General features: G+C 66.4%; 14 protein-coding genes. 11 read left to right on the top strand and 3 right to left on the bottom strand.

Going from position 1 to position 11,972, the window contains the following annotated elements:
• Nucleotides 1–8 precede the first annotated feature (8 nt).
• A complete protein-coding gene (locus tag KB874_RS17085) occupies nucleotides 9–359 on the bottom strand; it encodes an ArsR/SmtB family transcription factor (RefSeq protein ID WP_212537771.1) in 351 nt (116 codons plus the stop codon).
• 265 nt (nucleotides 360–624) lie between these two features.
• On the opposite strand from KB874_RS17085, the gene KB874_RS17080 reads away from it, so the two are divergent.
• From KB874_RS17080 to KB874_RS17045, 8 genes are all read left to right on the top strand, one after another.
• Nucleotides 625–987, top strand: a complete 363-nt coding sequence (locus tag KB874_RS17080) for an AtpZ/AtpI family protein (protein ID WP_212537770.1) — start codon at nucleotides 625–627, stop codon at nucleotides 985–987.
• Nucleotides 988–989: 2 nt separating this feature from the next.
• Entirely contained in the window at nucleotides 990–1,766 is a 777-nt protein-coding gene (locus tag KB874_RS17075; protein ID WP_212537769.1) for a F0F1 ATP synthase subunit A, read from the top strand.
• A gap of 77 nt (nucleotides 1,767–1,843) precedes the next feature.
• Nucleotides 1,844–2,068, top strand: coding sequence for a F0F1 ATP synthase subunit C (locus tag KB874_RS17070; RefSeq protein ID WP_005981269.1), 225 nt, complete (start codon nucleotides 1,844–1,846; stop codon nucleotides 2,066–2,068).
• 85 nt (nucleotides 2,069–2,153) lie between these two features.
• Complete coding sequence (locus KB874_RS17065; RefSeq protein ID WP_212537768.1) at nucleotides 2,154–2,717, top strand: F0F1 ATP synthase subunit B'; 564 nt, start codon at nucleotides 2,154–2,156, stop codon at nucleotides 2,715–2,717.
• 4 nt (nucleotides 2,718–2,721) lie between these two features.
• Nucleotides 2,722–3,285, top strand: coding sequence for a F0F1 ATP synthase subunit B (locus tag KB874_RS17060; protein ID WP_212537767.1), 564 nt, complete (start codon nucleotides 2,722–2,724; stop codon nucleotides 3,283–3,285).
• A gap of 175 nt (nucleotides 3,286–3,460) precedes the next feature.
• Nucleotides 3,461–4,270, top strand: coding sequence for a division plane positioning ATPase MipZ (locus tag KB874_RS17055; protein ID WP_212537766.1), 810 nt, complete (start codon nucleotides 3,461–3,463; stop codon nucleotides 4,268–4,270).
• The gene (locus KB874_RS17050; protein ID WP_212537765.1) at nucleotides 4,267–4,458 is read left to right on the top strand and encodes a hypothetical protein; all 192 of its coding nucleotides are present in this window, start codon (nucleotides 4,267–4,269) and stop codon (nucleotides 4,456–4,458) included. Before KB874_RS17055 ends, KB874_RS17050 begins: the two co-directional genes overlap by 4 nt.
• 9 nt (nucleotides 4,459–4,467) lie before the next feature.
• Nucleotides 4,468–5,244, top strand: a complete 777-nt coding sequence (locus KB874_RS17045) for an HpcH/HpaI aldolase family protein (RefSeq protein ID WP_212537764.1) — start codon at nucleotides 4,468–4,470, stop codon at nucleotides 5,242–5,244.
• A 65-nt stretch (nucleotides 5,245–5,309) separates the two neighbouring features.
• Here KB874_RS17045 and KB874_RS17040 read toward each other — a convergent pair whose 3' ends face one another.
• The gene (locus tag KB874_RS17040; RefSeq protein ID WP_212537763.1) at nucleotides 5,310–6,524 is read right to left on the bottom strand and encodes a TsoY family (seleno)protein; all 1,215 of its coding nucleotides are present in this window, start codon (nucleotides 6,522–6,524) and stop codon (nucleotides 5,310–5,312) included.
• A gap of 145 nt (nucleotides 6,525–6,669) precedes the next feature.
• Here KB874_RS17040 and KB874_RS17035 point away from each other — a divergent pair, with 145 nt between their 5' ends.
• The 3 genes from KB874_RS17035 to KB874_RS17025 all read left to right on the top strand — a co-directional run bounded on the left by KB874_RS17035 (nucleotide 6,670) and on the right by KB874_RS17025 (nucleotide 11,503).
• Nucleotides 6,670–7,056: a hypothetical protein gene (locus KB874_RS17035; RefSeq protein WP_212537762.1), complete on the top strand. Its 387-nt coding sequence runs from the start codon at nucleotides 6,670–6,672 to the stop codon at nucleotides 7,054–7,056.
• Nucleotides 7,057–7,168: 112 nt separating this feature from the next.
• Nucleotides 7,169–10,624 carry a chromosome segregation protein SMC gene (smc, locus tag KB874_RS17030; RefSeq protein ID WP_212537761.1) on the top strand — a complete coding sequence of 1,152 codons (3,456 nt, stop codon included), beginning with the start codon at nucleotides 7,169–7,171 and terminating at the stop codon, nucleotides 10,622–10,624.
• A gap of 39 nt (nucleotides 10,625–10,663) precedes the next feature.
• Nucleotides 10,664–11,503 (top strand): DMT family transporter, encoded by an 840-nt coding sequence (locus KB874_RS17025; protein ID WP_212537760.1) that lies wholly within the window; start codon nucleotides 10,664–10,666, stop codon nucleotides 11,501–11,503.
• A 24-nt stretch (nucleotides 11,504–11,527) separates the two neighbouring features.
• Here the strand turns inward: KB874_RS17025 and KB874_RS17020 are convergent, their stop codons facing one another.
• Nucleotides 11,528–11,968: an NUDIX domain-containing protein gene (locus KB874_RS17020; RefSeq protein ID WP_212537759.1), complete on the bottom strand. Its 441-nt coding sequence runs from the start codon at nucleotides 11,966–11,968 to the stop codon at nucleotides 11,528–11,530.
• Between the last annotated feature and the right edge of the window lie 4 nt (nucleotides 11,969–11,972).

Below are 11,972 nucleotides of genomic sequence, written 5' to 3'. Positions count from 1 at the left end.
AACCCCGGTCAGGGAGTGTCGTCGGCGGTCCCGTCCGGTTCGGCGAGTTCGCTGGCAAGGAAGCGCTCGAAAGCGTCCAGGTTCACCGGCTCGAACTGGCCGAAGCCCTGCATCCAGACAGAGGCCTCGCGCAGGGCGTCCGGCTCCAGCTTGCACCATTTCACCCGGCCGCGCTTGTCCTGGCTGATGAGACCGGCGCGCGTCAGGATGACGAGGTGCTTGGAAATCGCCGCCAGCGACATCGCAAAGGGCTCGGCCACGTCGGTCACGGCCATGTCGTCCTCGAGCAGCATGGCGAGGATGCGGCGCCGCGTCGGGTCGGCAAGGGCTGCAAAAACACTGTCGAGCCGGTCGGACATGGGCGGTGCGCGGGGCCTCGGATTGCGGATGTGCCCCGAACACAAGCCGCAACGCCGCCGGAAACTCAACCGCTAAGTTGAATTTGGAATCCGGCGGCTTTCCCGGCCAGGGCGGCCTGCGGCGGAATGACCGGAGATCTTCAAACGGCAAAACATTACAATATTTTCAACACTTTAATAGGCGGAAAACCTGCCCAAACCCGGCATTGACTCGGACGCCCGCTGCACTTAGCACATGCAGCGAACCTCATGATTGGGCTTTCGCTTGGCCGACGACGATCGGAAACGCAAAATGGCCGACCTGGACGCGAAGCTGGCAGCACGCCGGGCCCGCGACAGCAGTGGCAAGGTCCATCAGGAGGAACACTATTCGCAGGCGCAACACGCCTGGCGCATGGTGACGGAACTGGTGGCCGGTCTAGGGATCGGCTTTGGCATCGGCTACGGGCTAGACACCCTGCTGGGAACGACCCCGTGGCTCATGGTGCTGTTCACATTGCTGGGGATCGCGGCGGGGATCAACGTGATGATCCGCACCGCCAAAGAGATCCAGAAGGCACAAGAGGCCCGCACCGCCGGGCCGAAGGACGCAGCGGGGACGCGCACCCCCGAGGACGAGAGGGAATAGCGATGGCGACCGAAACGACCGGTGCAGAAGCGGCAGCCCACAGCGAGGGCGGCAGCCTGGTGTTCCACCCGATGGACCAGTTCATCGTCAAGCCGCTGTTCGGCCATGGCGATGTGGGCCTGTTCACCATCACCAACGTGACGCTCTGGCTGTTCCTGGCCGTCGCTTCGGTGATTGCGCTGATGGTGCTGGGCACCTCCAAGCGCGCCATCGTCCCGGGCCGCGGCCAGTCGATCGCGGAACTCGCCTACGGCTTTGTCTACAAGATGGTCGAGGACGTGACCGGCAAGGAGGGGCTCAAGTATTTCCCCTACATCATGACGTTGTTCATGTTCATCGTCTTCGCGAACTTCCTGGGCCTGCTGCCCAAGAGCTTTACCACCACCTCGCATTTCGCCGTGACCGTGGTGCTGGCGCTGGCGGTGTTCCTAACGGTGACCATCCTCGGCTTCGTAAAGAACGGCACGGCCTTCCTGGGCCTGTTCTGGGTATCGAGCGCGCCGCTGGCGCTGCGCCCGATCCTGGCGATCATCGAACTGATTTCCTACTTCGTGCGTCCGGTCAGCCATTCCATCCGTCTTGCCGGCAACGTCATGGCAGGTCACGCGGTGATCAAGGTCTTCGCAGGCTTCGCGGCCGTCGCGGCGATCTCTCCGCTTTCGGTGCTTGCCATCACCGCGATCTACGGTCTCGAGGTGCTGGTGGCCTTCATCCAGGCTTACGTGTTCACCATCCTGACCTGCGTCTACCTCAAGGACGCACTTCACCCGCATCACTGACGCAGCGGTGCGCCCCGGCGGCGCGCCTCTTATCCGACACCTGAAAATACCCACTTCCAATCGTAAGGAGATTCATCATGGAAGGCGATCTGGCACATATCGGCGCAGGCCTCGCAGCAATCGGTTCCGGCGCGGCCGCAATCGGTGTGGGCAACGTGGCTGGCAACTTCCTTGCCGGCGCACTGCGCAACCCCTCGGCGGCTGCCTCGCAGACCGCGACCCTCTTCATCGGCATCGCATTCGCAGAAGCGCTGGGCATCTTCGCCTTCCTCGTTTCGCTGCTGCTGATGTTCGCCGTCTGATCCACGGAACGACCTGATCCTTACGCACGGGCGGTGCGTATGACGCACCGCCCGCTGTAACGACAAAGTTCCGACGGAGGACACCATGGCGACCGAAACTACCGGAGCCGAAAACGCGGCCCACGCCGTCGGCAGCTGTGTCGATGCGGGCGGTTCCGCAATCGGCATGCCGCAGCTCTGCTTCGACTGGTGGGGCAACCAGATCTTCTGGCTGATCGTCACGCTGGTGGCGATCTACTTCGTCCTCGCGCGCATCGCGCTTCCCCGGATCGCTTCGATCCTCGCGGAACGTCAGGGGACGATCACGAACGACATCGCCGCCGCCGAAGAGCTCAAGCGCAAGGCCGAAGAGGCCGAAGACGCCTATCAGAAAGCCCTGGCCGATGCCCGCGCCGAAGCGCAGGCCATCGCCCAGAAGACCCGCGACGAGATCAAGGCCGACCTGAACGCGGCCATCGCCCGCGCCGACGACCAGATCGCCGCCAAGGCGGCCGAGTCGGAAAAGGCGATCTCGGAAATCCGCGCCTCGGCGATGGAGAATGTCGAGGTCGTGGCCAAGGACGCGGCAGAGGCAATCGTTGCCGCCCTGGGCGGCAAGACAGACGAAGCCGCCATCGCGGCTGCCGTCGCGAACCGGATGAAAGGGTAAGACCATGCGCAAGCTGATTTCCCTCTCGACCGTCGCGGCTCTGGGCGCCACCCCGGCGCTTGCAGCAAGCGGCCCGTTCTTCTCGCTGAAGAACACCGACTTCATCGTAACGCTTGGCTTCCTGCTGTTCATCGCGGTGCTGGTCTACTTCAAGGTGCCGAGCCTGCTGGCCGGCCTGCTCGACAAGCGCGCCGAAGGCATTCAGAACGACCTCGACGAGGCCCGCGCCCTGCGGGACGAGGCGCAGGCGCTTCTGGCCAGCTACGAACGCAAAAGCCGTGAAGTCAAGGAACAGGCGGACCGCATCGTGGCCCATGCCCGTGACGAGGCAAAGCTGCTGGCCGAACAAGCCCATGCCGAAATGGAAAAGTCGCTGGCGCGCCGCCTGGCCGCCGCCGAAAGCCAGATCGCCTCGGCCGAGGCCAAGGCCATCAAGGATGTGCGCGACCGCGCCGCGATGGTGGCCGTGGCCGCCGCACGAGAGGTCATCGCCAAGCAGATGACCGCGACCGACGCGAACAAGCTGATCGACGCCTCGATCGACGAGGTCGGCGCCAAGCTGCACTGATTTCCGGGTCACCGGAAATGCAAAGGCCCGGCCCTGCGCCGGGCCTTTTGCCGTTTCGCCTATGGCCGCGCAGCCACGGCTGAGCGCGCGTGTTACGCCCCCGCTAGGCTTGACAGCCCGTGCGGGATAGGATTCTCCCACGGTTCGACAAGAAAGCGTAACCGAGGGGCAAGGTTTGGCACATATCATCGTTGTCGGGAACGAAAAGGGCGGCGCGGGCAAATCCACCGTCTCGATGCACGTGGCGACCGCGCTGGCGCGGCTTGGCCATCGCGTTGGCGCACTGGACCTAGACCTGAGGCAGCGCACGCTTGGCCGCTACCTGGACAACCGCTATGCCTTCCTCAAGAAATCCGGGATGGACCTGCCCAGCCCGGTGCTGGCGGAATTACCGCAGATCGAGGCGGACAGCCTGACCCCGGGCGAGAACGCCTATGACCATCGCCTTAGCCACGCGGTCGCCGAACTTGAGGGCAAGTCGGATTTCATCATCATCGACTGCCCTGGATCGCATACACGGCTAAGCCAGGTGGCGCATTCGCTGGCCGACACGCTGATTACCCCGATGAACGACAGTTTCATCGATTTCGATCTCCTGGCGCGGGTCGACAATGACGGGGTCAAGATCCTAGGCCCGTCCGTCTATTCGGAAATGGTCTGGTCCGCCCGGCAGTTGCGGGCGCAGGCGGGCTTGCAGCCGATCGACTGGGTCGTTTTGCGCAACCGTCTTGGCGCACAGCAGATGGTCAACAAGATGAAGATCGAACGCGCCCTGGAACGCCTGTCCAAGCGGATCGGCTTTCGCATCGTTCCGGGCTTTTCGGAACGCGTCGTGTTCCGCGAACTCTTTCCGCGCGGTCTGACCCTGCTTGACCTCAAGGATGTCGGCGTCAAGCAACTGAACATCTCGAACGTCGCCGCACGACAGGAACTGCGCGACCTGATCAAGGCGCTGAACCTGCCGGGGGTAGAGGTGCGATTTTGAAACCGGACCGGGGCGAGCTTTGGTTCCGCCTCATCTTCAGCCTTGCCGGGCTTTGCCTGATGGTGGCGGCCATCGCGATCCGCGGCATTCCGAACGGGCCCGCGCTGGTCGAGGTGATCGGCATCGCGGGTGCCTTCTTTGGCGGGACGGCGATCTGGTCCGCCCTGAAACTCTGGCGCAACAGGTAGAGGTCGGTCATGGCAGCCCCGAAAAACCGCTTCAAGGCGCTCCTGCGCGACAAGCCCCGCAGCATCGGCATGTGGATGGGCATGTGCGATCCCTACATGGCCGAGGCCGTGGCCCGCGCGGGCTTTGACTGGGTGCTGATCGACGGCGAACACGCCCCCAACGACCTGCGCAGCATCGTCGCGCAGTTGCAGGTGCTCGAGCCGCATGTAGCCCCCGTGCTGCGCCTGCCGGTGAACGAGCCCTGGCTCATCAAGCAGGCGCTGGATGCCGGCGTGCAGTCTCTGCTGGCGCCGATGGTCAGCACCGCCGATCAGGCCCGCGCCATCGTCCGCGCCATGCGCTATCCGCCGCACGGCATCCGCGGCGTGGGCTATCCGCTGGGGCGCGCCTCGCATTTCAACACGGTGCAGGATTATGCAGCGACGGCGAATGACCAGATGTGCCTGGTCGTGCAGATCGAGACACAGGCCGGCTACGACAATCTCGAGGACATCCTGGCGGTCGAAGGGGTCGATGCCGCCTTTGTGGGCCCGGCCGACCTGGCCGCCGACATGGGCTATCTGACCGACATGAACAATCCCGTCATGCTCGACCGCGTGGCCGACGCGCTGCGCCGCATCCGCGCCGCCGGCAAGCCTGCGGGGATCATCGACGTGCCCGACGACGCGATCGAACGGCATTTCGCCAGCGGGGCGAGCTTTGTCGCCGTGGGCGCCGACCTTGTGATCTTTGCCGAGACGATGCGCAGCCTGGCGGCCAAGTGGCAGGCGCGTATCGCCGACTGACCCGGCATGAAAAGACCGGGCCGCTTACGCGACCCGGTCTTGCCATGTGACGGACGAACGGGGGGTTATTCCGCCGGCACGGCAACCGCATCGGCGCGGCGTGCGAAGTGCTGCCGCCCCAGACGCCAGACCAGCAGGATCGCCACGATCTGCGCCGCGATGGCCACGGCCGACAGCGACCAGTAGGCCAAGCCGAACTTGGCGATGGCGCCTGCCGCGACCAAGCCCTTGTTGATGAAGAAATGCATCATCACCGAAAAGGCCACGGCCGGGCAGACCAGCGCATAGGAACCGGGCGAGGTCCGCGACCCGATCACGAAATCCTTGAAATACCCCTGCGCCTGCAACACGACCGCGCCAAGACCAAGAAAGGCAATCTGGATCGAAAGCAGTCGCGCGAGAAAGATCATCGTCTCGCCATCGCCGCCATGCACGCCAAAGGTCGTGTGCAGCCCGTGGTTCTGGCGCAATGCCATGATACCCAACACGGTGACGATGGGCACGACGATCATCAGCGTCGGTCCGGCCTCGCGCGCGGTGCCATGCTGAAGCATCGAACCCACCGCGGTCGCGGCGGCCAGCAGCGTATAGAGGATGGCGACGACGCCCAGCACCGTCGACAGCAGAAGCGCCACGGTCACGGTCGCAGGCGTCGTGCTCATCGCTGCGGGGGCGGAAAAGCCGACGGCGATCATTGACACGGCGAAGGCGGGCAGGAGTTGGGCAAACGAGTTGTGCGCGGTTACGTCGAACACGCCACCCTTCGACAGGACCCGGCCCAGGAAATCGCCGATCAGGCGGAAGGCGATCCAGGCGATCGCGCCGAAGGCCACCAGCGCCATCGGAAACAGGTATTCCACCACGCTCCACAGACCGGGCACAAAGACGAGCCCGACGATGAACAGCGCGTTCACGCTCATCGCCAAGGCCAGCGGCATGGCCAGCAGCGTCGATTCGGCATTGGAGTTGCGAAGCGTCTTGTAAGCCTGTGTCCTCTTGAATGTGGCGTAGGAGGATAGGTTCCACAGCAGCGACTTGATGTTCAGGACGGCAAACAGCGCGATACCCAGCACGGCGATCACGATCCCAGCCTGAAGCGCGGCACCGCCCTTGGTGAAGGCCGCCGAGATGTCCTCGAACACCGGAACAGGGCGGTCCGGATGCGGCACCCAGAACATCAGGAACATGAAGAAGGTAACGGCGATTCCGCCGGCGCCCAGAGAAGCAAGAAAATACAGCGGAGAATAGGTGTCTGCCGGTCTTTTCAGTGTGTCAGCCATGGCGGCCCCCTTTTGTATTCAATTTAAGGAATACGTATTGCATGCAAACTATGGAATTCAATTGATCTACGTCAAACCGGTCGAAACCCGGCCGAGGTCCTGGCGCGTTAACCCGACGCTAACCATGCTGTCGCAAGCTGTGGTCATGCGCCTCTTGATTGCCCTTGTCATGCTTCTGGCCGCCTGTGACAGTGCCGGTCCCGGTTTCGGCTCCGCCCCGGCGGTGCAACGCGAATTCGATGGATCGCGCTTCACCCTGCGCTTCGCCGGCGACCTCGTGGAGGTGATCCGCACCTCGCCCGAATGGATGCCGCGCTTCGAAACGGTGGCGCGCAAGGCCGCCTTCGTGGTCGAGGCGGAATTGCCCGGCTGCCGCCCCGCCTGGATCGAGGGCGACCCGGCGATGATGCTGATGGGCCTGTCCTGCGACGGCCGCAAGGCACCGCGCCGCCCGAAACGCGACCGCACCTTCTTTTGCGACCTGACCACGGGGAACAGCCCCTCCAGCGGGCTGGTATGTAGCGCGCGCTGACGCAATATCTTGTGGACAAATCAGGCTGTCACGCCAAATACGCGGTTCGTGCCCTTGACTCGACCCTTGGCCGGATTCCAGACTTGGACCCTGTGAAACAAGGTCTGCCGCCATGCGCTTTACCAAGCTCAGACTGACCGGCTTCAAGAGCTTCGTCGACCCGACCGATCTCATCATCGCTCGGGGCCTGACCGGAGTCGTGGGGCCAAATGGCTGCGGCAAATCCAACCTGCTCGAAGCATTGCGCTGGGTCATGGGCGAGAACCGCCCCACCGCCATGCGCGGCGGCGGGATGGAGGACGTGATCTTTGCCGGGGCCGCCTCGCGCCCGGCACGCAACTTTGCCGAGGTCTGCCTGACCATCGACAATTCCGACCGGCTGGCGCCCGCCGGCTACAATGACAGCGACCATCTGGACATCGTGCGCCGCATCACTCGCGACGTGGGCAGCGCCTACAAGGTGAACGGCAAGGATACGCGGGCGCGCGATGTCCAGATGCTGTTCGCCGACGCCTCGACCGGATCGACCTCTCCGGCGCTGGTGCGGCAGGGGCAGATCTCGGAACTGATCAATGCCAAGCCCAAGAACCGCCGCCGGGTGCTGGAGGATGCCGCCGGGATCGGCGGCCTGTATCAGCGCCGGCACGAGGCCGAGCTGAAGCTGAAGGGGACCGAGGCCAACCTGCTGCGCGTCGACGACGTGCTGGAACAGCTTGCCAACCAGCTGGCACAGCTGGACCGGCAGGCCAAGCAGGCCGCGCGCTATCGCGCCATCGGCGAGGAATTGCGCCGGGCCGAGGGCTTGTTGCTCTATCGCCGCTGGCGCGAGGCCGACGAGGCCCGCCTGCGCGCCGAGGCCGACCACCGCGAGCGCATTACCGCCGCCGCCAAGGCCGAGCGCCTGTCGCGCGAGGCGTCCGAGCGCCGCCAGGCCGCCGAGGACACCCTGCCCCCCCTGCGCGAGGAAGAGGCCATCGCCGCCGCCATCCTGCAACGGCTGGTGGTGCAGCGCGACGCCCTGACCGAACAGGAGGCCCGCGCGCAGGACGCCATCGCCACGCTGGAACGCCGCATCGAACAGCTGGCCCGCGACATCGAGCGCGAGGCCGGGCTGAACCGCGACGCGGGCGAGACGATCCAGAGACTGGAATGGGAGGCGCGCGAACTCGACAAGGCATCCGAGGGCCATGACGACCGTCTGGCCGAGGCGGCAGAGGGCGCGTCCGAGGCAGCCAGCGTGCTTCAGGCGCGCGAATCCGATCTCGCCACCCAGACCGAGGACATGGCGCGGCTGTCGGCGCGTCACCAGTCCGCGCAACGCTATCTCTCCGATTGCCGCAAGACGCTGGAGCGGGCCGAAACCGAGGCCAACCGCGCGCGCGAAACCGTCGAGCAGGCGGGCGAGACCCTCGCCACCGCCCGCGACGCCGCTGAGCATGCCATCGAAGAGCAATCCGCCGCGCAGGACCTGGCCCTGCGCGCCGAAGAGACCCTGCAAGAGGCCGAGGCCGCCCGCGCCGAGACACAGGTCCGCGAGGCCGAGGCGCGGGGCGAACGGTCAGAGGCCGAAGGGCTGATGAACGCGCTGCGCGCCGAGGTGACGGCGTTGGCCCGGTTGCTGGACCGAGACACCGCCGAGGGCGGGCAAATCCTCGACCGCTTGCAGGTCGAACAGGGGTTCGAAAAGGCGCTGGGCGCCGCGCTGGCCGACGACCTGCGCGCCCCCGAGGTCGCCGCCGACGGCCCGACCGGCTGGACGGTGCTGCCCGCCTATGACCGCGACCAGCCCCTGCCCGAGGGTGTGACCGCGCTGACAAACCATGTCTCGGTCCCCGAGGTGTTGGCCCGGCGCATGGCGCAGATCGGCCTGATCGACGCCGAGGACGCGCCGCGCCTGCAACCCCTGCTGAAACCGGGCCAGCGGCTGGTCTCGCTGGAGGGCGACCTGTGGCGCTGGGACGGCTACCGCGCCTGGGCCGAGGATCAGCCCTCGGCCGCGGCGCTGCGGTTGGAACAGCTGAACCGGCTGGAATCGCTGAAACAGGAAATGGCCTCGGCGCAGGCCCGGCTGGACGGTACCCGCGCCGCGCACGAGGCGCTGTCGCAGCGCCTCGCCGACCTGACCGGCGCCGACAAGGCCGCGCGCGAGGCCCGCCGCGCCGCCGACCAGCGCGTGACCGACACCGCCCGCGCCCTCAGCCGGGCCGAGGCCGACCGCGCCATGGCCGAAAGCCGTCTGGACAGCGCCAGGCTGGCGGTGACCCGCTTCGATGACGAGGCCACCGCGGCACGCGGCGTCCTTTTGGAGGCCGAACGCGCCATTGCCGGGCTGGACGATCTCGAAGAATCGCGCGCCCGTGTCGAGGACATCCGCATGACGGTCGAGGCCGCGCGGATGACGATGATGGCCCGCCGTTCCACCCATGACGAATTGCGCCGCGAGGGCGAGGCGCGCAAGGGTCGCCGCCAGCAGGTGACCAAGGAGCTGTCCGGTTGGCGGCACAGGCTCGAGACCGCCGAAAAGCGCGCGACCGAGCTTTCCGACCGCAAGACTCAGTCAGAGGCCGAGTTGCGCGACGCCGCGACCGTTCCTGCCGAACTGACCGCCAAGCGCGACGAACTCTCCGCCGCCATCACCGAGGCCGAGGGACGCAAGGCCGACGCCAGCGATGCGCTGTCAGCCGCCGAGGGTGCGCTGCGCGAAGCCGCCATGACCGAACGCGAGGCCGAGCGTCTGGCCGGCGAGGCGCGCGAATCCCGCGCCCGGGCCGAGGCTCGGCTGGACGCCGCGCGCGAGACGGTGGCCTTTGCCGCCGAGCGCATCACCGAGGACCTGGAAACCACGCCGGACGTGCTGCTGACGCAACTCGCCGTCGATCCCGAAGCGATGGACCAGGCCGACCAGATCGAGGCCGAGGTCAACCGCCTGAAACGCCAGCGCGATGCGTTGGGCGCCGTCAACCTGCGTGCCGAGGAGGACGCCCGCGAGGTCCAGACCGAGCATGACGAACTCCAGCGCGAAAAGGCCGACCTCGAAGACGCGGTGCGTGCCCTGCGCAACGGCATCGCCAGCTTGAACCGCGAGGGGCGGGAACGCCTGCTGACCGCCTTCGAGCAGGTGAACGCCAACTTCTCGATGTTGTTCACACACCTCTTCGGCGGCGGTGAGGCGAACCTCGTGATGGTCGAATCCGACGACCCGCTGGAGGCCGGCCTTGAAATCATGTGCCAGCCGCCGGGCAAGAAACTGTCGACACTGTCGCTGCTCTCGGGCGGTGAACAGACGCTGACCGCACTGGCGCTGATCTTTGGCGTGTTCCTGGCGAATCCGGCGCCGATCTGCGTTCTGGACGAGGTCGACGCGCCGCTCGACGACGCCAACGTGACCCGCTTTTGCGACATGCTGGATGAGATGTGCCGCCGGACCGACACGCGCTTCCTCATCATCACCCACCACGCGGTGACGATGGCGCGGATGGATCGCCTGTTCGGCGTCACAATGCAGGAGCAGGGCGTCAGCCAGCTGGTCTCGGTCGACCTGCGCAAGGCAGAGCAGATGGTCGCCTGACCCCTGTTCGGCGCCGGCGCGATGGCGTAACGCTGCGCCATGCGCCTGTTTCTTCTGACCGCCCTGACCATGGTGGCCTTCGCCGCCAATTCCGTTCTGAACCGCGCCGCGCTGGCCGGCGACGGCATCGACGCGCCGGGATTCGGCACGATCCGCCTGATCGCGGGCGCCGCTATTCTAACGCTGCTGGTGCTGATCCTGCGACGCGGGATTGCCCTGGGCGGGCCGGGACGGGTCGCGGGCGTTCTAAGCCTGCTGGTCTACATCTACGGGTTTTCCACCGCCTACCTTGCGCTGGACGCGGGCCTCGGTGCACTGATCCTGTTCGGCACGGTGCAGGTGACGATGTTCGCAGGCAGCCTTGCAGGCGGCGAACGCCCGCCGGGACGGCGCTGGGCCGGGGCGGCGCTGGCCTTTGCGGGGCTCGCCTGGCTGCTCTGGCCCGGCACAGGCACGACGTTGTCGCCGCTGCACGGGCTGGCGATGGTCGCGGCCGGGATCGGCTGGGGCGCGTATTCTCTGACCGGGCGCAAGGCGCGTGACCCGCTGATGGCGACAGCGGCGAATTTCCTGCTCGCCGCACCGCTGGGCCTGCTGCTGGCGATGGCCCTGCCCACCCCGGCCGAGATCGTGTCACTGAGCGCAACCGGCCTGACGCTGGCAATCGTCTCTGGTGCGCTGACTTCGGGCCTGGGTTATGCGCTGTGGTATCGGGTGCTGCCGCAACTGCCGGGCACCGTCGCCGCGGTGGCGCAACTCACCGTCCCTGTCATCGCCATGGCGGGCGGCATGCTGTTCCTGGGCGAGGCACTGACCACGCAATTCGTCTTGGCCTCGGTCGCGGTGCTCGGCGGCGTGGCGCTTTCCGTCCTCAAGTAGGGCGAGGTCCCCCTGCCGAGCGCGTCACGACACGATCGCCTCCAGCGGATCGTATCCGAAGCCCCGCTGCCAGGCGACCTGCGGCAGGCTCGACGGCTTCAGCCGCAGCGCCGCCACCGCCTCGCGGGTAAAGAAACCCCGCCGTGACACCACGCCGTCGGGGTCGCGCCATGCCTCGTCCAGAACCCCTTCGACGATCCGCGCGCGAAAGAACACCTCGACCTGGTGGAACGTGCCTGCCGGATCATGGAACTCGTTCACGAGGCAGGGCGCTCCGACGGCGATCCGCAGGCCCGTCTCCTCGAAGACCTCGCGCGCCAGGTTGTCGGGCAAGCTGGCGCCGCGTTCGACCCCGCCGCCCGGCGCGCACCAAAGGTCCGACCGGTCTCCGGCATAGGCGTTGACCAGCAACAACCGGTCCTCGTGCAGGATCACCGCGCGCACGGCGAGTCGGGGGTTTGGCATGGGA

Source organism: Thetidibacter halocola, from assembly GCF_018224955.1.
Lineage (GTDB): Bacteria > Pseudomonadota > Alphaproteobacteria > Rhodobacterales > Rhodobacteraceae > Thetidibacter > Thetidibacter halocola.
The sequence above is the reverse complement of the archived record's forward strand: the minus strand, read 5'-3'. Positions and strand labels throughout refer to the sequence as shown.

What these genes read in the sequence shown, in the direction of transcription:
- KB874_RS17085 (WP_212537771.1), bottom strand. Translation starts at nt 359, where the DNA reads ATGTCCGACCGGCTCGACAGTGTTTTTGCAGCCCTTGCCGACCCGACG.
- KB874_RS17075 (WP_212537769.1), top strand. Translation starts at nt 990, where the DNA reads ATGGCGACCGAAACGACCGGTGCAGAAGCGGCAGCCCACAGCGAGGGC.
- KB874_RS17070 (WP_005981269.1), top strand. Translation starts at nt 1,844, where the DNA reads ATGGAAGGCGATCTGGCACATATCGGCGCAGGCCTCGCAGCAATCGGT.
- KB874_RS17065 (WP_212537768.1), top strand. Translation starts at nt 2,154, where the DNA reads ATGGCGACCGAAACTACCGGAGCCGAAAACGCGGCCCACGCCGTCGGC.
- KB874_RS17060 (WP_212537767.1), top strand. Translation starts at nt 2,722, where the DNA reads ATGCGCAAGCTGATTTCCCTCTCGACCGTCGCGGCTCTGGGCGCCACC.
- KB874_RS17045 (WP_212537764.1), top strand. Translation starts at nt 4,468, where the DNA reads ATGGCAGCCCCGAAAAACCGCTTCAAGGCGCTCCTGCGCGACAAGCCC.
- KB874_RS17040 (WP_212537763.1), bottom strand. Translation starts at nt 6,524, where the DNA reads ATGGCTGACACACTGAAAAGACCGGCAGACACCTATTCTCCGCTGTAT.
- KB874_RS17035 (WP_212537762.1), top strand. Translation starts at nt 6,670, where the DNA reads ATGCGCCTCTTGATTGCCCTTGTCATGCTTCTGGCCGCCTGTGACAGT.
- smc (WP_212537761.1), top strand. Translation starts at nt 7,169, where the DNA reads ATGCGCTTTACCAAGCTCAGACTGACCGGCTTCAAGAGCTTCGTCGAC.
- KB874_RS17025 (WP_212537760.1), top strand. Translation starts at nt 10,664, where the DNA reads ATGCGCCTGTTTCTTCTGACCGCCCTGACCATGGTGGCCTTCGCCGCC.
- KB874_RS17020 (WP_212537759.1), bottom strand. Translation starts at nt 11,968, where the DNA reads ATGCCAAACCCCCGACTCGCCGTGCGCGCGGTGATCCTGCACGAGGAC.